Source organism: Amycolatopsis stemonae (assembly GCF_054781455.1).
Map to the genome: position 1 here is coordinate 234,679 of NZ_BAAGUJ010000001.1, position 19,748 is coordinate 254,426.

Here is a 19,748-nt window from a genome sequence, read left to right on the forward strand (position 1 = left end):
ACCCGCAAAGGAGAACCGCCGTGCTGGGCCAAGGCCAGAACATGTCGGACCAGATGAACATCATGGTCAAGCGGCTGCGGCAGGAGGTGTCCGACTGCCTGGCCGCCGGCGTCGTCGACCTGGCGACCGGGATGCTGCTGGCCGTCGACACGACCGACGCGCACCCGCCCGAAGTGCTGGACCTGCTCGCCGGCGCGACCCTGGACCTGTTCCAGGGCCGCACGGTCGTGATGATCGAGGACGTGTTCAAGGAACGCCGCGGCGTCGCGAGCAGCGAGCACTACTTCCAGGAAATCCTCGTCAACAGCGCCAACCTGACGCACCTGTTCATCCGGAACAACCGCGACGAAGACGTCGTCGCGGTCGTCGTCTGCCCGCGCTCGGTGAACATCGGCATGCTCTTCGCCGGCGCCCGCCGGGCGGTCAAGACCCTGCTGGTCTGACCCCACGATCGCCTGCCGGGGCGGCGCGTCCGCCCGCCGCCGCCCCGGTAGGCCCGCTCAAGTCCGGCCGAGCACCCAGTGGAACGTCGCGGGGCCTTCGGGTTCCCGCATGGTCACCGGCTCGTCGACGAGGAGCGTGAACCCGGCCGCCGCGAGCAGGCGCCGGTTCTCCGCCGTCGAGTGGCTGCTGAAGAACATCGGCGTGCCGAGCCAGTCGTCCTCGACGCCGTTCGCTTCGCTGCAGCCCAGCGAGGCCAGGAACCAGCCGCCGGGCCGGAGCCAGCGGGCGATCCGCGCGAACAACGCGCCCTGTTCCTCACGCGGGACGTGCAGCACCGAGTAGAACGCCGTGACGGCGTCGAACGTCCCGTCCGGAAAGGACACCTCGGTCATGTCGGCCCGCTCGAAACGCGCCGCGGGGACGTTGCGCCGGGCGAGGTCGAGTTGCGCCGAAGACACGTCGACGCCGAGGACGTGGTGGCGCTCGGCCAGCAGCGCCGTGCCGGGCACGCCCGCGCCGCAGCCGAGGTCGAGCACGTCGGCGCCGTCGGCGAGGCGGCCGGTCAGCTCGGCCAGGAAGCGCGACCGCGGGTCGTCCGGGATCCGGGCGCTCCATTCGAGGTATCGCCGCGCCGAACGGTCGTAGCCGGATTCGACGATCCGCCGGGCATCGCTCACCCGTCGACCCTACCGAGCCGTCCAGCGGTTTCTCGGCCAGAATGAGCCCGTGGTCTCGGTGCGCAGCGTGGTCGACCGGGTGGGGCCGACGCTGCTCCACGCGCTCCAGGTGCCCGACGACCCGCCCGCCGTGGCCGACGTCGTCATCGCCGAACCCGGCGGGGCCGTCGCCGCCGGGGACCTCGTGCTCGGCGTCGCCACCACCGGTCCAGAAGACGCCGCGGACCTGGTGAAGCAAAGCGCCGAGCAGGGCGCGGCCGCGGTGCTCCTGAAGCCGCCGCTCGCCGCGAAGCCCGCCGTGAAACGGGCCGCGAAGGCCAGCGGGATCGCGCTCGTCCAGGTGCACGCCGCGACGTCGTGGGCCCAGCTCGTCTGGCTGCTCCGGACCGTCCTCGACGCCCTCGCCGACGAATCCGAGGACCTCGATCCCGGCTCGGGTGACCTGTTCCGGCTGGCCGACGCCGTCGCGTCCGTCGTGGACGCGCCGGTGACCATCGAGGACACCAACTCGCGCGTGCTCGCCTACTCCGCGCGCCAGGACCTCACCGACCCCGCGCGCGTCGCCACGATCATGGGCCGCCGCATCCCGGACGACGTCCTCGCGCGCTTCCGCTCGCGCGGGGTGTTCCGCGAGCTGTCCCGTGGCCGGCAGACGATCTTCGTCCCCGCCCAGCGCGACGGCACGCTGCCGCGGCTGATCGTGCCGATCCGGATGGGCGGCGAGCTGCTCGGGTCGATGTGGGCGGTGGTCGCCGGGCCGGTGTCCGACGAGCGCGCGGCCGCGTTCGCCGACGCCGCGCCCGTCGTCGCGTTGCACCTGCTGCGGCGGCGCGCGCACACGGACGCGCAGCGCCGTGCGTCGGCCGAGCTGCTGCGCGGGGTGCTCGAAGGCCGCGCGAACCCGCGCAAGGCGATGGCCGAGCTGGACCTGTCCGACGAGCCGCACCGCGTGGTCGTCATCGAGGTCACCGGCGGCGACGGCCGCGACGCGGAAGGCCTGCGGCTCGCGCTGCTCGAGCGGATCGCCCAGGGCATCGGCCGCCGTCCGGTGACGACCGAGCTGGCCGGGCTGCTCTACGCCGTGGTGCCGGACCGGCCGGGCCCCGGCGGCTGGGAGGAGCTGCGCGAAGCACTGACGACGACGGCTTCGAGGCGCGGCGGCGCCCCGCGCGCCGCGGCCGGAGCGCCCGGCGAAATCGGCGACCTCTCCGCGTCACGCCTACAGGCCGACGAAGCCCTCGGCCTGCTGCGGGCCGAGCTGCTCGACCAGCGCGTGATCACCTTCGACGAAGCTTGGACGGCGTTGACGCTGCACCGCGGCGCGACGGCGGCCGTCGCGGCGAAGGTCGCGGAGCTCGGCCCGCTGGGCGCCCTGCGCGCGCACGACGAGACGGGCAAAGCCGGCTACGTCGAGACGCTCTACGAGTGGCTGCGGCACCCGGGCGACCCCCGGGCGGCGGCGCGCGAGCTGCGGATCCACCCGAACACCCTGCGGTACCGGATGCGCAAGCTCCTCGAGCTGGTGCCGCTGGACCTCGACGACCCCGACGTGCGGCTGGCCCTGCTCACCCAGCTGGTCGCGCTGCGCTGGAGCTGATGGGCCGTTCGGCCCAACCTGCGACGTATGCACTACTCCGCATGGATCGCGCCGATCGTTCGGATTGTCTTTTCCAGCCGAAAGATGGTGGATTCCGGTGATCGCCTGACGCATTTTCTCTTCCACCACCCGGGGTGGCCGGGTCGTCGCAGAGGAGTGTCCATGAGCAGTTCGGAGCGGATTCGCAGAGCCGTCAAGCTGGGTGCGGTGTCCGCGCTCTCCTTGGTCGCCCTGGTCGTCCCGGGCGCAGGCGCCGGCAGCTCGGTGGCCGCGCCCGCCGGTGACTGCTTCACCCCGACCCACAGCGCGGACCGCAGCAAGGACGGCCACGCCGACAGCCTGTCGCCGGCCGAAGCGGCCCGCGTCGAAGCGGACATGCAGAGCAAGCTCGCCGGCAAGCGGACGGCGTTCAAGGCCGCGGCCGCCGTCTCGATCCCCGTCTACTTCCACGTGATCACCAGCGGCTCGACCGGCAACCTGCCGGCGTCGACGATCACCAAGCAGATCTCGGTCCTCAACAGCGCGTACGCCGCGAGCGGCTACAGCTTCTCGCTGGTGAGCACGGACTACACGAACAACTCCACCTGGTACAACGGCATCACCGACGGCACGTCGGCCGAGCGCAACATGAAGAACGCGCTGCGCAAGGGCGGCAAGAACGCGCTGAACATCTACACCGCCAACCTCGGCGACGACCTGCTCGGCTGGGCGACGTTCCCGTGGAACTACAGCTCGCAGCCCAAGATGGACGGCGTCGTCATCCTCGACGAGTCCCTCCCGGGCCGCTCGGCGACGAACTACAACGAGGGCGACACGGCCACGCACGAAATCGGCCACTGGATGGGGCTCTACCACACGTTCCAGGGCGGCTGCTCCGGCTCGGGCGACTACGTGTCGGACACCCCGGCCGAGGCGACGGCGACGTCCGGCTGCCCCGCGAACAAGGACACCTGCACCTCGACGGGCAAGGACCCGGTCCACAACTTCATGGACTACAGCTACGACTCGTGCATGTACGAGTTCACCGCGGGCCAGACCGCGCGGATGAACAGCTCGTGGTCGGCCTACCGCGCCTGACGAAATGCCCGTGAAGGCCACCTCGGGGTGGCCTTCACGGCACGCGGTCACGCGACCAGGAGCGTCTTGCCGATCGTGGCGCGGGATTCGATCGCCGCGTGCGCGTCGGCGGCCTTCTCCAGCGGGAAGCGCTGCCCGATCACCGGGACCAACCGCCCGGCCGCGGCTTCCGTCAGCGCGGACTCCGTGAACGCCCGCATCTCCGCCGGGCTCCCGATCGAGCGCACCAGCGAGACGTCGCGGCGCGCAGCGTCCTCTTCGGACACTTCGGCCCACGACCCACCCGCCAGGCCGTAGACCGCCATCCGGCCGCCCGGGCGCAGCAGCCCGAACGCCGCCGTGCCGATCTCCCCTCCCACGCCGTCGAACACGACGTCCACCTCGCCGGCGCGGGCCGTCCAGTCCGGCGCCAGGTAGTCGACGACGACATCGGCGCCCTGGACGTTGGCCACCTTCGCCGGCCCGCCCGCCGCGCCGACCACCGACGCTCCCGCCGCCTTCGCCAGCTGCACCAGCAGGCCGCCGACGCCGCCCGCCGCCGCCTCGACGAGGACCCGGTCGCCGGGGCGGACGCCGGTCGCGCGCACCAGGCCCGTCGCCGTCCGGCCGTCCGCGAGCAGGGCCACCGCCGCGTCGAGCCCCAGCGCGTCCGGCACCGGGTACACCCCTGCCGCGTCCACGGCGACGCGCTGCGCGTACCCGCCCGAGCCGCCGGTCGACGTCACCACCCGCAGCCCGGCCAGCCCCGGGTCCACGCCCGCGCCGACCGCGCTGACCACACCGCCGACGCCGTTGCCGGGGATGACCGGCAGCACCGGGCGGAAGGGGCCCGTCCCGGCGCGCACCTGCGTCTCGACGAACGTGATGTTCGCGAACGCCACTTCCACCAGTACCTGACCGGGCCCGGCGACCGGATCGGGCGCGTCCTCCGGGACGAGCGCCTCCGGCCCGCCGAACTCCCGCAACCACACAGCTCTCATGTGCTCACGCTGCAACCTCCAGTGAGATCGAAGTCAACACTCTTGTCCGCGGAGCACTACGATCACGGCGGAAAAATGTCCGTGCAGCACGATGACACCGCCGTCCGGGTGGCTCACCGTGAGTGGCACCACCGCATTCGAATCCGACGCGACCGACCCTGGAGGCCGACCGTGCGCATCGCTGTTCCCCGTGAGATCAAGAAGCACGAATACCGGGTCGCGCTGACCCCGGCCGGGGTCCACGAGCTGGTCGGCCGCGGGCACGACGTGTTCGTCGAGACCGGCGCGGGCGTCGGCTCGTCCATCACCGACGACGAGTACGTCGCCGCCGGCGCGAAGATCCTCGCGACCGCCGCCGAGACGTGGGCCGAGGGCGAGCTCGTGCTCAAGGTCAAGGAGCCGATCGCCGAGGAGTACCCCCGGCTGCGCGCGGACCAGGTCCTCTTCACCTACCTGCACATCGCCGCCGACCGCCCGCTGACCGACGCGCTGCTCACCGCCGGCACGACGGCGATCGCCTACGAGACGGTGCAGACCGCGAACGGCGCGCTGCCGCTGCTCGCCCCGATGTCCGAGGTCGCGGGCCGGCTGGCCCCGCAGGTCGGCGCGTTCTCGCTGATGAAGCCGAGCGGCGGCCGCGGGGTGCTGCCGGGCGGCATCCCGGGCGTGCACCCGGCGCGCGTGGTCGTCATCGGCGGCGGTGTCGCGGGCCTCAACGCCGCCCGCGTCGCGCTGGGCCTCGGCTCGGACGTCGAGATCCTGGACACGAACGTCGACCGCCTCCGCCAGATCGACAACGACTTCGGTGGCCGCATCCGCACGGTGACGTCGAACCGCCTGTCGGTGGAGGAGTCGGTGCTGCAGGCCGACATGGTCGTCGGCGCGGTGCTGGTCCCGGGCGCGAAGGCGCCGAAGCTGGTCTCGAACGACCTCGTGTCCCGCATGAAGCCGGGCAGCGTCCTCGTGGACATCGCGATCGACCAGGGCGGCTGCTTCGCCGACTCGCGGCCGACCACGCACGACGACCCGACGTACACCGTGCACGAGTCGGTCTTCTACTGCGTCGCGAACATGCCGGGCGCGGTGCCGCGGACGTCGACCTACGGGCTGACGAACGTCACGCTGCCGTACGCGGTGCAGCTGGCCGAGCACGGCTGGAAGGCCGCGCTGCAGGCCGACGCCGCGCTGGCGAAGGGCCTCAACACGCACGCGGGCGCCCTGACGAACGGCCCGGTCGCGGTGGCCCACGACCTGCCGCACACGCCGCTGGACACCGTCCTCGCCTGACCCCATTTCACCCGAGCGGGTCCCTGCCGCACCGCGGCAGGGACCCGTTCCTCTTTTCGCGCGGCTTGACGGACAGCTGCTATCCCCCAACAGCCGAAACGGCAACCCCCGAAATCAAAAAACAATGGCAGCACAAGAATGCCACCCGGCAAAGCCGAACCCATCCCACCCACCAAAAGCAAGATCAACGGCCCACCCCCCGCTGGAAGCCGCACCAAAGGCACCGTGGGGGTCCGGGGGCTCGGCCCCCGGGAGACAAGGATGAGTTGACGCGAAGGGCGAAGCCCGAAGCAGAAACGAGGGCGACCCGCTCAACCAGCCTGGGGGTCACTGGGAGCGGGTCGCCGGTTCCTAGCTTAGAGGGGTCTGGCGGACTTTGCTGCACCGGGTGGGCAAGTCGAGCGAATTCTTTACCGAGTTGATCTGGCTCCGACGTGTGAGCGGAGGGTAAACGCTGAGGTCAGGACCCTTTCGGGGGTGCTGCGGGGGACCGGCTACGGTTGCGGAAAGTGACGAAGGTCGCTCTGCGTGGGTTCGTGCGTTCCGTGGGCGGGTGCGGCGCGGGTAGGGCAGGATGACGCCGCATCAGCGGGAACGTTAGGGGACGGTATGCACGACGGCAGTGGCCGGATTGTGGTGCAGAACCTGAGCAAGCAGTTCGGCGCGGTGAACGCGGTGCAGAACCTCAGTTTCACGGTCGAGCCGGGTTCGGTGACGGGGTTTCTGGGGCCGAACGGTGCCGGGAAGACGACGACGTTGCGGATGTTGCTCGGGTTGGTGACGCCGACGGCGGGGCAGGCGACGATCAACGGGCGGCCGCACTCGCAGCTGGGGAATCCGGCGCGGGTGGTGGGTTCGGTGCTGGAGAACGAGGGGTTCCACCCGAGCCGGACGGCGCGCAACCACCTTCGGGTGTACGCCGCGGCGATCGGGGTGCCGGATCAGCGCGCGGACCAGGTGCTGGGGCTGGTGGGGCTGGGGAGTGCCGCGGACCGGAAGGCGGGCGGGTTCTCGCTGGGGATGCGGCAGCGGCTGGCGCTGGCGACGGCGTTGCTCGGTGATCCGCAGGTGCTGGTACTGGACGAGCCGACGAACGGCCTGGACCCCGAAGGCATCCTTTGGTTGCGGAACTTCCTGCGTTCGTACGCGCGGGAGCAGGGGCGGACGGTGCTCGTGTCGAGCCACCTGCTGAACGAGGTCGAGCAGCTGATCGACCAGGTGGTGATCATCAGCCAGGGTGTCACGCGGTACTACGGGTCGCTGGACCAGCTGCGCAAGAGCCAGCAGTCGCGGGTGCTGGTGCAGCCGGCGGATCCGGCCGCGCTGGTGAAGGCGTTGCAGGAGAACGGCGTCCAGCAGGTGTCGCCGACGCCGGACGGGCGGGTCGCGGTCGCCGGGTCGAGTGTGCAGCAGATCGGTGACCTGGCCGCGAAGGCCGGGATCGCGGTCTACGGGATGCAGGAGGACCACGCTGATCTGGAGCGGATGTTCTTCCAGCTGACGCAGGGTCAGTACACCGGCGGGCCGGGTCATCCGCCGCAGCCGCAGTACCAGGGTCCGCCGCCGGGGTACCCGCCTCAGGGGTATCCGCCCCAGGGGCCGCCGTCGGGTCCGCAGCAGCAGCAGTACTGGGGAGGACCGCAGCAGTGATGGGCAACCTGATCAAGGCGGAGTTCCGCAAGACGCTCTCGCTGAACACCTGGTGGGTGCTGCTGATCCCGCTGGCGCTGGTCGCGTTCTGGCTGACGTTCGCGTGGGGCAAGATCACCAACGACTTCGCGGACTTCCTGGGGTCGGACGAGGCCCGGCAGGTCACCGAGCTGATCGGCCTGGACCCGGCGAAGGTGCCGGTGGGGTTGCTGGCGCTGGCGCACGGCGTGAACATCGCGCAGCTGGTCCCCGGGTTGTTCGGCATCTTCGCGCTGGCCGGGGAGTACCGCAGCAAGACGATCACGACGACGTTCCTCACCGCGCCCAACCGGATCTCGGCGCTGACCGCGAAGATGCTCACCTACGTCGGGTGGGGCGCGATCTACGGGCTGGTCAGCTTCGGTGTCTCGGCGGTGGCCGTGATGGCGTCGGTCGACTCGGGCCGGTGGCCGTCGGCGGGGCAGTGGCTGGCCGCGCTGGGCGGCACGGTGCTGGCCGCGGTGCTGGTGACGTTGTTCGGCATCGGGTTCGGCGCGGTGCTGCGCAGTGTGCCGCTGGCCGTCGTGCTGTTCCTGGTGTGGTTCCTGATCATCGAGAACGTGCTCGTGATCCTGCTCTGGGGCCAGACGACGCTGCTGGGCGGGATCCTGCCGAACGGCACCGCGAACGGGATCGTGGGCGGGATCGCCGCGGACGCGTTCGGGTTCAACTCGCTCAACCTGCCCGCGGACGTCAGTTCGGGCGCGCAGTTGCTGCTGCAGTACACCGCGGCGGCGCCGGGCGTGCTGTCGTGGTGGGCCTCGGCGTTGATCTTCTTCGCGTGGACGCTGGTGTTCTTCGGCCTCGGCTGGGCGGGCAACCAGAAGCGCGACATCACCTAGGTTTACCCTTCCGTGAAGGCCACCTCGAAGTCTTCGAGGTGGCCTTCACGGCTTTCCGGGAAATATTTTGTCGGTGGGGACGCTTACTGTGACAACGTGACCATCGCTCCGCCCCGCTCCCGTCAAGAGCTCCCACCCGCTGAGACCGTCGGCTGGGTCCGCCGGCTGTCCGCCGCGGCCTGGGAGCACCGTGCCCTCGTCGTGCTCTCGCTGCTCGCGGCCGTGTTCAGCGTCGGCGTGCAGGCCGCGAGCCCGCTGCTGGTGCGCTCGGCGGTCGACGACGCGGTGGCCGGGCACACGTCGGCGCTGGGCGGGATCGCCGCGGTTCTGGTCGCGTTGCAGCTGGTGGCGTTCGCCACCGCGTTCATGCGGCGGTACTTCGGCGGGAAGCTCGCCCTCGACGTCCAGCACGACCTGCGGCAACGCGTCTTCAACGCGGTCTCGAGGCTCGACGGCGGCAAGCAGGACGCGCTGCGCACCGGGCAGGTCGTCTCGCGGGCCATCTCCGACCTGCAGCTCGTCGTCGGGATCCTCATGCAGATCCCGCTGTCGTTCGGCTCGGTGATCTTCGCGGTGCTGTCGTTCGCGGCGATGCTGTGGATGTCGCCGGTGCTGACGCTGATCGCGCTGGTCGTCACGCCCGCGGTCGGCGTCGTCATCGCCCGCAGCCGCAAGCGGCTCTTCCCGGCGACGTGGTCGGCGCAGCAGCGCGCGGCGGACGTCGCGCAGCAGGTCGAGGAGACCGTCACCGGCGTCCGCGTGGTCAAGGGCTTCGGCCAGGAGACGCGGGAGGTCTCGAAGCTCGAGAAGACCGCGCGCAAGTTGTTCGCGGAGCGGCTTCGCGCGGCGAAGCTGTCCGCGGTGCCGACGGCGACGACGGCGGCGCTGCCCGCCGCCGGCCAGGTCGCCGTGCTCGGCATCGGCGGTGTCCTCGCGCTGAACGGCTCGATCAGCCTCGGCACGTTCCTCGCCTTCGCGACCTACCTGGCGACGCTGATCGGCCCGGCCCGGATGCTGTCCGGCCTGGTCGTGCAGGCCCAGCTGACCCGCGCCGGCGCCGAGCGCGTGTACGAGCTGATCGACGCGCAGCCGGAGGTCGTCGACTCCCCCGGCGCACGGCCGCTGCCGCCGGGGCCGATCGGCGTCGAACTCGAAGACGTCCGGTTCGGCTACACGCGCAACGAGCCCGTGCTGGCCGGCCTCTCGGTCACCGCGAACCCGGGCGAGACGCTCGCGCTGGTCGGCACCGCGGGCTCCGGGAAGTCGACGATCTCTCTGCTGCTGCCCCGGTTCTACGACGTCCACGCGGGCGCGGTGCGGGTCGGTGGCCTCGACGTCCGGGACGTCCCGCTGCGGCAGCTGCGGCAGGCGATCGGCGTGGTGTTCGAGGAGGCGTTCCTGTTCTCCTCGTCGATCCGGGACAACATCGCGTACGGCCGCCCGGACGCGAGCGAAGAGGAGATCGTCGCGGCCGCGCGCGCCGCGGAGGCGGACGGCTTCATCCGCGAGCTGCCCGAGGGCTACGACACGCTGGTCGGCGAGCGCGGGCTCACCCTGTCCGGCGGCCAGCGGCAGCGGCTCGGGCTGGCCCGCGCCCTGATCACCGACCCGCGGATCCTGATCCTCGACGACGCGACGTCGGCCATCGACACCGTCACCGAGGCGGCGATCCACGACACCCTGCGCTCGGTCACCGCCGGCCGGACGACGCTGCTGATCGCGCACCGGCGCTCGACGCTGGCGCTGGCCGACCGGATCGCGGTGCTCGACGAAGGCCGCGTCGTCGACGTCGGCACCGAAGCAGAGCTGATGGCGCGCTGCCCGCTGTTCCGCGAGCTGGTCGCGGGCCCGGGCGACGACGTCGAAGAGAAGCACCGCTGCGAGGGTCTCGACTGCGGCCCGGCCGGGATCACGCCGGCGCTCTGGCCGCGGGACGAGAGCCGCGACGAGGTCGACGACCTGGCCGACGCGGCGCGGCAGCGCAGCGGCAACCCGAACAACAGCGGCTTCGTCGGCGGGGGCGGCGGCCTCGACGTGCCGCCGACGCCGGAGCTGATCGAGGGCGTGCGGAAGCTCCCGGTCGCGGCCGACGAGCCACGACTGTCCGATGTGGACGTCACCGCGCCCGACCCAGGGTTCCGGCTGGCCCGGCTGCTGCGGCCGGTCCGCTGGCCGCTGGCCGTGGTGATCGCGCTGGTGGCGGCCGACGCGCTGGCGTCGATCGCGCTGCCCGGGCTGTACCAGTTCGGCGTCGACCACGGCGTCCGGACGGGCGTCGAGTGGATGATCTGGCTGGCCGCCGGGATCGGCGCCGCGGTCATCGCGGCCGACTGGGCCGTGGTGTTCGCGCAGACGCGCCTGACGTCCCGGGTCGGCGAGACGGTGCTGTACGCGCTGCGCGTCCGCAGTTACGCGCACCTGCAGCGGCTCGGGCTCGACTACTACGAGCGCGAGCTGTCCGGGAAGATCATGACCCGGATGACGACGGACGTCGACGCGCTGTCGACGTTCCTGCAGACCGGGCTGGCCACCGCGGTGGTCAGTGCGCTGACGCTGGCCGGGATCACGGCCGCGCTGCTGGTCACCGACGCCGGGCTGGCGCTGTACGCGCTGGCGATGGTCCCGGTGCTGGCGGTGGCGACGGTGATCTTCCGGCGGGCGGCGTCGAAGGCGTACAACGAGGCCCGCGAGCGGGTCAGCGTCGTCAACGCGGACATGCAGGAGAACGTCAGCGGCCTGCGCGTCGCGCAGGCGTACACGCGCGAAGACCGTTCGGCGGAGGCCTTCGCTTCGCGCAGCGACGAGTACCGGCTGTCGCGGCTGCGGGCGCAGCGGTACGTCGCGACGTACTTCCCGCTGGTGGCGCTGCTGTCCGACCTGGCGACGACCACGGTCCTGGTCGCGGGCGCGAACCGCGTCTCGGCGGGCACCCTGTCGGCCGGCGTGCTGCTCGCGTTCCTGCTGTACCTGCAGCAGTTCTTCTCGCCGATCCAGCAGCTGTCGTCGGTGTTCGACGGCTACCAGCAGGCGCGCGTCGGCCTGAACCGGATCGGCGACCTGCTGCGGACGCCGACGTCGGTACCGGCGGCGGAGAACGCCGTCGCGGTGCCCGCGCGGCTGCGGGGCGAGGTCTCGTTCAAGGAGGTCGAGTTCTCCTACACCGGCACGGAGGCGAAGGCGCTGGAGCAGTTCTCGCTGGACGTCGCGGCCGGGGAGACGGTCGCGCTGGTCGGCGCGACCGGCGCCGGCAAGTCGACGGCGGTGAAGCTGGTCGCGCGCTACTACGACGCCACCGGCGGCGAGGTCCGGATCGACGGCACGGACGTCCGCGAGTACGAGCTCGCCGGGCTGCGGCGCCGGATGGGCGTGGTGCCGCAGGAGGCGCACCTGTTCTCGGGCACGGTCGCGGACAACGTCCGCTACGGCCGCCCGTCGGCGTCCGACGCGGAGGTCGAGGCGGCGGTCCGGTCGGTGGGCGCGTTCGACGGCGTCGCGGCCCTGCCGGCGGGCTTCCTGCAGCCGGTGGGCGAACGCGGCCGGTCGCTGTCGGCCGGCCAGCGCCAGCTGGTCGCGCTGGCCCGGGCGGAGCTGGTGGACCCGGACGTCCTGCTGCTCGACGAAGCCACGGCGGCCCTGGATCCGTCCACCGAAGCGGCCGTGCTCCGCGCGACGGAGACGGTGTCCCGCCGCCGCACGACGTTCGTGGTGGCCCACCGCCTGGCCACGGCGGCCCGCGCGGACCGCATCGTGGTCCTGGACCACGGCCGCATCGTCGAAACCGGAACCCACGAAGAACTCCTGGCGGCCAACGGCCCCTACGCCCGCCTCTGGGCCCTCGGCTGACGTGATGCCCCTCCAGTCACGGGTGATGCCTCTCTGATCACGGGTGATGCCTCTTCGATCACGGGTAGGGCCTCTTTGGGCACGAAAGTTCGTGGCCCGGCGGGCGGGGCGCTGGGAGCATGGCGGGCATGTTCGAACAGCAACGGGCGCCCGACCGGCAGGTCCGGGCCGCGCAGACCGGGACGACCGTCCGGGTCTACCAGGCCTACACCCCCGCCATCGCCGACGCCGCGCTCGAAAAACAGACTTTCGTCGCGCCGTTCAAGCGGGACCGGATGACGTGGATCAAGCCGTCGTTCCGGTGGATGGCCTACCGCTGCGGCTACGGGAGCAAGCCGGGACAGGAGCGCGTCCTGGCGATCGACATCACGCGCGACGGCTTCGAGTGGGCCCTCGCCCACGCCGCGCTCAGCGTTCCGCGCCCCGGTCAGGACCACCACGAGTGGAAGCGGCAGCTCGAGACGAGCCCGGTGCGCGTCCAGTGGGACCCGGAGCGAGACCTCCACCACACCGCGCTGAACTTCCGCGCCATCCAGGTCGGGCTGGGCGGCGAGGCGGTCGGCCGCTACGTCGACGAGTGGATCACCGCGATCACCGACGTCACGCCGCTGATGCGCGACATCTCCGGCCTCCTGGCCACCGACCAGCTGCACAAGGCGGTCAAGCTCGTCCCGCACGAGCCGCCGTACGACCTGCCGGCCGGCCTCGCGGAAGCCATCGACGCCACGGCTTAGGGCAGCGCCCGCCACTTCAGCGAGCCCATCCCCGCCGCCTCGACGTCCGGGCGCCCCGCCCAGCGGAACGTCCCCGGCCGCACGTGGACGCCGGCGCCGACCAGCCAGTCCGGCTCGCCGGGCTCGACCCACTCCATCTCCTCGAAGTCCGCCGGCGTCGACCAGACGGCCGAGCACGAGTCGCACATCAGCACGACCGCGCCGGACTCCGTCACCAGCGGCCTGACCAGGCCCTGGTCCCAGAACGAAGGACATTCGACCAGCCACATCCCACCAGTGGAACCCGCCGCGGTGAACGACCGGCGGACACCGCGCGAACCCGGCCGGAAGAGCCCGAAAACCCTGTACCCGGTCCACCGCTTAAGGTTCCCTTAGCACATCTTGATCGAGTCAGTGACCGATCCCCTAGTGCGCCACGCCTCACACAGGCCGGTTCCATCACATCGCGGTCACCGAGGGGGTTAGCCTGGTAGGCGCATCAGCGGATTCATGATCGAGATCGAGACGGATAGAGGCGAGCCCAAGCCGTGTCCAGCAGCAGCCCTGCGTCACAGTTCGGCCCCAACGAGTGGCTGGTCGAAGAGATGTACGACCAGTTCCTCGCCGACCCTTCCTCAGTCGATGCCGCATGGCACGACTTCTTCGCGGACTTCAAGCCGACGCAGAACGCTCAGGCCAAGGCCGACTCGGCCCGGCAGCAGGCCGAGTCGAAGCCCGCGACGAACGGCCAGGCGGCGCAGCCGTCGCCGAAGGCCGTGCAGAACGCGGAGTCGGCGGCCAAGCAGGCGGCCACCAAGCCCGCTCCGGCGAAGCCGGCGCCCGCCAAGCCGGCGCCGAAGCAGGAGCAGAAGCCGAAGGCCGAGCCGAAGAAGGACGAGGCGGAGTCGAAGCAGCTGCGCGGCGCCGCGGCGGCCATCGCCAAGAACATGGACGCCTCGCTGAGCGTCCCGACCGCGACGAGCGTGCGCGCGGTGCCGGCCAAGCTGATGGCCGACAACCGCATCGTCATCAACAACCACCTCAAGCGCACCCGCGGCGGCAAGATCTCCTTCACGCACCTCATCGGCTACGCGATGGTGCGCGCGCTGAAGAGCTTCCCGAACATGAACCGGCACTACCAGCTGATCGACGGGAAGCCGTTCGCGATCACGCCGGAGCACGTCAACTTCGGCCTCGCGATCGACATGAAGGGCAAGGACGGCTCCCGCACGCTGGTCGTCGCCTCCATCAAGAACTGCGAGGACATGACGTTCCTGCAGTTCTGGCAGGCGTACGAGGAGATCGTCAAGAAGGCCCGCAACAACAAGCTGACCGCGGACGACTTCTCCGGCACCACCATCTCGCTGACCAACCCGGGCGGCATCGGCACCAACCACTCGGTGCCGCGCCTGCAGGCCGGCCAGGGCGCCATCATCGGCGTCGGCGCCATGCAGTACCCGGCGGCGTTCGAGGGCACCAGCGAGAAGACGCTGGTCGACCTCGGCATCAGCAAGATCATGACGCTGACCTCGACGTATGACCACCGCATCATCCAGGGCGCGGAGTCCGGCGAGTTCCTCAAGCGCATCCACCAGCTGCTGCTCGGCGAAGACGGCTTCTACGACGACGTCTTCACCAGCCTGCGCCTGCCGTACGAGCCGATCCGCTGGGTCGCCGACATCCCGGACGGCCCGGTCGACAAGACCGCCCGCGTCATCGAGCTGATCGACGCGTTCCGGATGCGCGGCCACCTGATGGCCGACACCGACCCGCTGAACTACCGCCAGCGCAGCCACGCCGACCTCGACGTCCTCTCCCACAACCTGACCCTGTGGGACCTGGACCGCGAGTTCCCGGTCGGCGGCTTCGCCGGCCAGGAGCGGATGAAGCTGCGCGACATCCTGGGCGTGCTGCGCAACTCCTACTGCCGCACGGTCGGCATCGAGTACACGCACATCCTCGACCCGGAGGAGCGTCGCTGGATCCAGGACCGCGTCGAGATCCCGCACGAGAAGCCGGACCCCGCGGTCCAGAAGTACGTGCTCTCGAAGCTGAACGCCGCCGAGGCGTTCGAGACGTTCCTGCAGACCAAGTACGTCGGCCAGAAGCGGTTCTCCCTCGAGGGCGGCGAGACGGCGATCCCGCTGCTGGACACGCTGCTGGACAAGGCGGCCGAGCACGAGCTCGACGAGGTCGTCATCGGCATGCCGCACCGCGGCCGGCTGAACGTGCTGGCGAACATCGTCGGCAAGCCGATCAGCCAGATCTTCCAGGAGTTCGAGGGCAACCTCGACCCGGGTCAGGCGCACGGCTCCGGTGACGTGAAGTACCACCTCGGCGCCGAGGGCAAGTACTTCCGCATGTTCGGCGACGGCGAGACGAAGGTGTCGCTGACCGCGAACCCGTCCCACCTGGAGACGGTCGACCCGGTGCTCGAGGGCATCGTCCGCGCGAAGCAGGACATCCTCGACAAGGGCGGCGAGGGCTACACCGTCCTGCCGGTCCTGATGCACGGCGACGCGGCCTTCGCAGGCCAGGGCGTCGTGGCCGAGACGCTGAACCTGGCGCTGCTGCGCGGGTACCGCACCGGCGGCACCGTGCACGTCATCGTCAACAACCAGGTCGGCTTCACGACCGCGCCGGAGCACTCGCGCTCCTCGCAGTACGCCACCGACGTCGCGAAGATGATCGGCTCGCCGATCTTCCACGTGAACGGTGACGACCCGGAGGCCGCGCACTGGGTGGCCAAGCTGGCCGTCGAGTACCGGCAGGCGTTCCACAAGGACGTCGTCATCGACCTCATCTGCTACCGCCGCCGCGGGCACAACGAGGGCGACGACCCGTCGATGACGCAGCCGGCGATGTACGACATCATCGACACGAAGCGCTCGGTCCGGAAGACCTACACCGAGTCGCTGATCGGCCGCGGCGACATCTCCGTCGAGGAGGCCGAGGCCGCGCTGCGCGACTTTTCGAGCCAGCTGGAGCACGTCTTCAACGAGGTCCGCGAGCTGGAGAAGCACCCGGCGAAGGCGAGCCCCTCGGTCGAAGAGGAGCAGCAGGTGCCGGCGAAGGTCTCGACGGCGATCACCGCCGAGACGCTGCAGCACATCGGCGACGCGTTCGTGAACGTGCCCGAGGGCTTCACCCCGCACCCGCGCGTCAAGCCGGTCATGGAGCGGCGCCACAAGATGTCGCGCGAAGGCGACATCGACTGGGCGTTCGGCGAGCTGCTCGCGTTCGGGTCGCTGGCGATGGAGGGCCGCCTGGTGCGGCTGTCCGGCCAGGACTCCCGCCGCGGCACGTTCACCCAGCGGCACTCGGTGTTCATCGACCGCAAGACCGGCCAGGAGTACTCGCCGCTGCAGAACCTGGCCGACGGCCAGGGCCGCGTGATGATCTACGACTCGGCACTCTCGGAGTACGCGGCCGTCGGCTTCGAGTACGGCTACTCGGTGGCGAACTCCGAAGCGCTCGTGATGTGGGAAGCGCAGTTCGGTGACTTCGTCAACGGCGCGCAGACCGTCATCGACGAGTACATCTCCTCCGGCGAGGCCAAGTGGGGCCAGCGCTCGGACGTCGTGCTGCTGCTGCCGCACGGCCACGAGGGCCAGGGCCCGGACCACACCTCCGGCCGCATCGAACGCTTCCTGGCACTGTGCGCCGAGGGTTCGATGACGGTGGCGGTGCCGTCCACCCCGGCGAACTACTTCCACCTGCTGCGCCGCCACGCCCTCGACGGCATCCAGCGCCCGCTGGTCGTCTTCACGCCGAAGTCGATGCTGCGCAACAAGGCCGCGACGTCGGCGGTCGAGGACTTCACCGGCCAGTCCCGGTTCATGTCCGTCATCGACGACGTGACGCCGGACCCGGCGAAGATCCGCAAGGTGCTGCTGACCTCCGGGAAGCTGTACTGGGAGCTCGTCGCCGAGCGGGCCAAGCGCGAAGCGGACGACGTCGCGATCGTGCGGATCGAGCAGTACTACCCGCTGCCGAAGAAGAAGCTGGTGGCGGCACTCGAGCGGTACACGAACGCGGCGCAGGTCGCGTGGGTCCAGGAGGAGCCGGAGAACCAGGGCGCGTGGCCGTTCTTCGGCCTGAACCTGCCGCGGAAGTTCCCGGAGCTGTTCTCGAAGCTCGAGGTCGTCTCGCGGCGTCCGATGGCGGCGCCGTCGGCCGGCTCGTCGAAGGTGCACGAGGTCGAGCAGAAGGCGCTGATCGCGAAGGCGTTCGACTGATCGCTTGACGGTCCGTGAAGGCCGCTTTGAGGGACTCGGAGTTCCTCGAGGCGGCCTTCACGGCTTTCCGGGGCACGCGAAACGGCGTTGCCGTCACGTGGCGCTCGCGGCAAGGTGACGACCATGCTGATCCGCCGCGAAACACCCGCCGACCACGCGACCGTCCACGCGATCCACAGCGAAGCCTTCCGGCGCGAACCCGGCGTCACGCCGGTCGAAGCCCCGCTGGTGGACGAGTTGCGTGCCGACGGCGACCTGGTCGACGCGCTGTCGCTGGTGGCGGTCCGGGACGGCGAGGTCGCCGGGCACGTCTGCTGCAGCCGCGCCCGGGTCGGCGAGGACACGACGTCGGCCGTCGGGCTCGGGCCGATCGGCGTGCGGCCCGCGCACCAGGCGAGCGGCGTCGGCGCGGCGCTGATGCACGCGGTCCTCGGCGCGGCGGACGCGCTCGGGTACGGGCTCGTCGTCCTGCTCGGCAACCCGGACTTCTACACGCGCTTCGGCTTCGTGACGGCCTCGACGCTGTCGATCGCGGCGCCCGAACCGGCCTGGGGCAAGCACTTCCAGGCCCGCACGCTCACCGGTTACAAGCCCACGTCGGCGGGCGCCTTCGCGTACGCGCCGGCGTTCTCCCGGATCTGAACAGGAGCCCTGGCATGTACGCACCGAGTTCGTCCGTCGGCGTCCGGATCAACCGCGAGCAGCACCCGTCCCGGCTGGTCGACCTCGCGCGTCAGGCCGAAGACGCCGGCCTCGACGAGGTCTGGCTGGTCGAGGACTGCTTCTGGGCGGCCGGGATCGCGACGGTCGCGACGGCACTGGCGGTGACCTCGACGATCAAGGTCGGCATCGGCGTCCTGCCGGCGGTCGCGCGCAACCCGGCGATCGCGGCGATGGAGCTGGCCGCCCTGGCGGAGCTGCACCCCGGCCGGCTGATCGGCGGGTTCGGCCACGGCGTGGCGTCGTGGATGCGGCAGATCGGCGCGTACCCGGCGTCCCCGCTGGCGGCGCTGGAGGAGACGCTGGTGGCGGTCCGCCGGCTGCTGGCGGGCGACCGCGTCTCGGTGGCCGGCCGGCACGTGGACCTGGACGAGGTCGAGCTGGTGTTCCCGCCCGCGACGGTCCCGCCGCTGCTGGCGGGCGTCCGCCGGCCGAAGTCCCTGGCGGTCGCGGGTGCCGCGGCGGACGGCACGGTCCTGGCCGAGCCGTCGCCGCCGGAGTTCGTCCGGACGGCGCTGGCGGGCATCGCCGCCGGCCGCGCGCAGGACGGCGCCCCGCCCCACCACGCGGTGGTGACGTACAACTGGCTGGCGCTCGGCGACCGCGAACGAGCCCGCCGGACGGTCGCGGAGTCGCTGACGCCCGGCGCGCGCGTCCAGGTCGAAGGCCTGCCCTTCGCCGACGAGCTGCTGGCCCTGGTCGACTCGGCGTCCACAGTGGACGACCTGGCGGCGGGCCTGCGCCCGGAGTGGATCGACCGGCTGGCCGTCTGCGGGAGCCTGGCGCAGTGCGTGGCCGCGGTCCGCGCGCTCCACGAAGCCGGGAGCGGCTCGGTGGTGCTGCTGCCGCTGCCGGAGGAACCGCCGGAGCGCGGCATCGAGGAGGCGGGCAAGGTCGCGGCGGCCGTGCGGGCCTGAGGCCTCAGCGCGCGAGGCGGCCCGCGATGCCGTCGAGGAGGCAGTCGAGGCCGAGGGCGAAGGTCTGGTCGGCGTCCAGGTGGACGGCGTCGTGGATGACCTTCGCCATCGCGGGGAACTGGCCGCTCGCGAACGTCCGCGTCAGGTAGGGCCCGTAGGTGGCCTGCCACTGCCGCTTGTCCATCCCGCTGGTCCGCGCGGTGCGCCTCTCGGTGATCTCGCGGCGCACGGCGCCGATCACGTACGCGTTGACGGCGTCGATCACCGGCATGACGTCGTCCACGCCGACGCCGTCCAGCGCGGTCACCACGGCCTCGCCCCTGGCCAGCGCGTTCGGCCCGATCTGGGGCCGGCCACCGAGCAGGTCGGCGAGCCATTCGTGCCGGTGCGCGGCCCGCCGGGTCTGCTCGGCGAGCGAGCGCAGCACCTCGCGCCAGCCGTCCCCGGCCGGCCGGATCTCCGACTGGATCGCGTCGACCATCAGGTCGAGCAGCTCTTCCTTGGTGTCGATGTAGCCGTACAGCCGCATCGGCCCGACGTCCAGCTTCGCGGCGACCTTGCGCAGCGACACCGCCGCGAGGCCGTCCGCGTCGGCCAGCCGGATCGCGGCGGCCACGATCCGCTCCCGGCTCAGCGGGGCCGGCACCGGCCGTTCCGGCGGCTCGGGCCGCTCCCACACCACCATGGACGGTGACAGTACATCGTCCCGTCCGATACAGTGTAT

General features: G+C 71.3%; 15 protein-coding genes. 11 read left to right on the forward strand and 4 right to left on the reverse strand.

All coding sequences use genetic code 11. The features are described 5' to 3' along the window. Positions 1–20: 20 nt before the first annotated feature. On the forward strand, positions 21–443 hold the full coding sequence (locus ACYVLJ_RS01255) for a hypothetical protein (protein ID WP_451967948.1): 423 nt from the start codon (positions 21–23) through the stop codon (positions 441–443). A 57-nt stretch (positions 444–500) separates the two neighbouring features. On the opposite strand, the gene ACYVLJ_RS01260 is transcribed toward ACYVLJ_RS01255, so the two are convergent. After that, positions 501–1,121 carry a class I SAM-dependent methyltransferase gene (locus ACYVLJ_RS01260; RefSeq protein WP_460437474.1) on the reverse strand — a complete coding sequence of 207 codons (621 nt, stop codon included), beginning with the start codon at positions 1,119–1,121 and terminating at the stop codon, positions 501–503. Positions 1,122–1,170: 49 nt separating this feature from the next. On the opposite strand from ACYVLJ_RS01260, the gene ACYVLJ_RS01265 reads away from it, so the two are divergent. Further along, positions 1,171–2,718 carry a PucR family transcriptional regulator gene (locus tag ACYVLJ_RS01265; protein ID WP_451967952.1) on the forward strand — a complete coding sequence of 516 codons (1,548 nt, stop codon included), beginning with the start codon at positions 1,171–1,173 and terminating at the stop codon, positions 2,716–2,718. Between the two features lie 162 nt (positions 2,719–2,880). Next, the gene (locus ACYVLJ_RS01270) at positions 2,881–3,795 is read left to right on the forward strand and encodes a zinc metalloprotease (RefSeq protein ID WP_451967954.1); all 915 of its coding nucleotides are present in this window, start codon (positions 2,881–2,883) and stop codon (positions 3,793–3,795) included. Positions 3,796–3,842: 47 nt separating this feature from the next. On the opposite strand, the gene ACYVLJ_RS01275 is transcribed toward ACYVLJ_RS01270, so the two are convergent. Further along, on the reverse strand, positions 3,843–4,775 hold the full coding sequence (locus tag ACYVLJ_RS01275; RefSeq protein WP_460437475.1) for a zinc-binding dehydrogenase: 933 nt from the start codon (positions 4,773–4,775) through the stop codon (positions 3,843–3,845). A gap of 171 nt (positions 4,776–4,946) precedes the next feature. Here ACYVLJ_RS01275 and ald point away from each other — a divergent pair, with 171 nt between their 5' ends. The 5 genes from ald (at position 4,947) to ACYVLJ_RS01300 (ending at position 13,170) form a co-directional block, all read left to right on the forward strand. After that, positions 4,947–6,062, forward strand: coding sequence for an alanine dehydrogenase (gene ald / locus ACYVLJ_RS01280; protein WP_460437476.1), 1,116 nt, complete (start codon positions 4,947–4,949; stop codon positions 6,060–6,062). Between the two features lie 609 nt (positions 6,063–6,671). Then, positions 6,672–7,712, forward strand: a complete 1,041-nt coding sequence (locus tag ACYVLJ_RS01285) for an ABC transporter ATP-binding protein (protein ID WP_460437477.1) — start codon at positions 6,672–6,674, stop codon at positions 7,710–7,712. After that, a complete protein-coding gene (locus ACYVLJ_RS01290; protein WP_460437478.1) occupies positions 7,712–8,593 on the forward strand; it encodes an ABC-2 transporter permease in 882 nt (293 codons plus the stop codon). The genes ACYVLJ_RS01285 and ACYVLJ_RS01290 overlap by 1 nt, the downstream gene beginning before the upstream one ends. A gap of 96 nt (positions 8,594–8,689) precedes the next feature. Beyond that, positions 8,690–12,436, forward strand: a complete 3,747-nt coding sequence (locus tag ACYVLJ_RS01295; protein WP_460437479.1) for an ABC transporter ATP-binding protein — start codon at positions 8,690–8,692, stop codon at positions 12,434–12,436. Between the two features lie 128 nt (positions 12,437–12,564). After that, the gene (locus tag ACYVLJ_RS01300) at positions 12,565–13,170 is read left to right on the forward strand and encodes a DUF4291 domain-containing protein (RefSeq protein ID WP_460437480.1); all 606 of its coding nucleotides are present in this window, start codon (positions 12,565–12,567) and stop codon (positions 13,168–13,170) included. Here ACYVLJ_RS01300 and ACYVLJ_RS01305 read toward each other — a convergent pair. Then, the gene (locus tag ACYVLJ_RS01305; RefSeq protein ID WP_451967972.1) at positions 13,167–13,439 is read right to left on the reverse strand and encodes a hypothetical protein; all 273 of its coding nucleotides are present in this window, start codon (positions 13,437–13,439) and stop codon (positions 13,167–13,169) included. The genes ACYVLJ_RS01300 and ACYVLJ_RS01305 overlap by 4 nt on opposite strands. 258 nt (positions 13,440–13,697) lie before the next feature. Between ACYVLJ_RS01305 and ACYVLJ_RS01310 the strand changes: the two genes are divergently transcribed. The 3 genes from ACYVLJ_RS01310 (at position 13,698) to ACYVLJ_RS01320 (ending at position 19,024) form a co-directional block, all read left to right on the forward strand. Beyond that, complete coding sequence (locus tag ACYVLJ_RS01310) at positions 13,698–17,387, forward strand: multifunctional oxoglutarate decarboxylase/oxoglutarate dehydrogenase thiamine pyrophosphate-binding subunit/dihydrolipoyllysine-residue succinyltransferase subunit (protein ID WP_460437481.1); 3,690 nt, start codon at positions 13,698–13,700, stop codon at positions 17,385–17,387. A gap of 123 nt (positions 17,388–17,510) precedes the next feature. Next, positions 17,511–18,029, forward strand: a complete 519-nt coding sequence (locus ACYVLJ_RS01315; RefSeq protein ID WP_460437482.1) for a GNAT family N-acetyltransferase — start codon at positions 17,511–17,513, stop codon at positions 18,027–18,029. A gap of 14 nt (positions 18,030–18,043) precedes the next feature. Further along, positions 18,044–19,024: an LLM class oxidoreductase gene (locus ACYVLJ_RS01320; protein ID WP_460437483.1), complete on the forward strand. Its 981-nt coding sequence runs from the start codon at positions 18,044–18,046 to the stop codon at positions 19,022–19,024. Between the two features lie 4 nt (positions 19,025–19,028). Here ACYVLJ_RS01320 and ACYVLJ_RS01325 read toward each other — a convergent pair whose 3' ends face one another. Then, entirely contained in the window at positions 19,029–19,709 is a 681-nt protein-coding gene (locus tag ACYVLJ_RS01325; protein WP_451967980.1) for a TetR/AcrR family transcriptional regulator, read from the reverse strand. Between the last annotated feature and the right edge of the window lie 39 nt (positions 19,710–19,748).

Coding starts and splice junctions, on each gene's coding strand:
- ACYVLJ_RS01305 (WP_451967972.1), bottom strand. CDS start 13,439: ATGTGGCTGGTCGAATGTCCTTCGTTCTGGGACCAGGGCCTGGTCAGG.
- ACYVLJ_RS01270 (WP_451967954.1), top strand. CDS start 2,881: ATGAGCAGTTCGGAGCGGATTCGCAGAGCCGTCAAGCTGGGTGCGGTG.
- ACYVLJ_RS01290 (WP_460437478.1), top strand. CDS start 7,712: ATGGGCAACCTGATCAAGGCGGAGTTCCGCAAGACGCTCTCGCTGAAC.
- ACYVLJ_RS01300 (WP_460437480.1), top strand. CDS start 12,565: ATGTTCGAACAGCAACGGGCGCCCGACCGGCAGGTCCGGGCCGCGCAG.
- ACYVLJ_RS01275 (WP_460437475.1), bottom strand. CDS start 4,775: ATGAGAGCTGTGTGGTTGCGGGAGTTCGGCGGGCCGGAGGCGCTCGTC.
- ACYVLJ_RS01325 (WP_451967980.1), bottom strand. CDS start 19,709: ATGGTGGTGTGGGAGCGGCCCGAGCCGCCGGAACGGCCGGTGCCGGCC.
- ACYVLJ_RS01315 (WP_460437482.1), top strand. CDS start 17,511: ATGCTGATCCGCCGCGAAACACCCGCCGACCACGCGACCGTCCACGCG.
- ACYVLJ_RS01285 (WP_460437477.1), top strand. CDS start 6,672: ATGCACGACGGCAGTGGCCGGATTGTGGTGCAGAACCTGAGCAAGCAG.
- ACYVLJ_RS01320 (WP_460437483.1), top strand. CDS start 18,044: ATGTACGCACCGAGTTCGTCCGTCGGCGTCCGGATCAACCGCGAGCAG.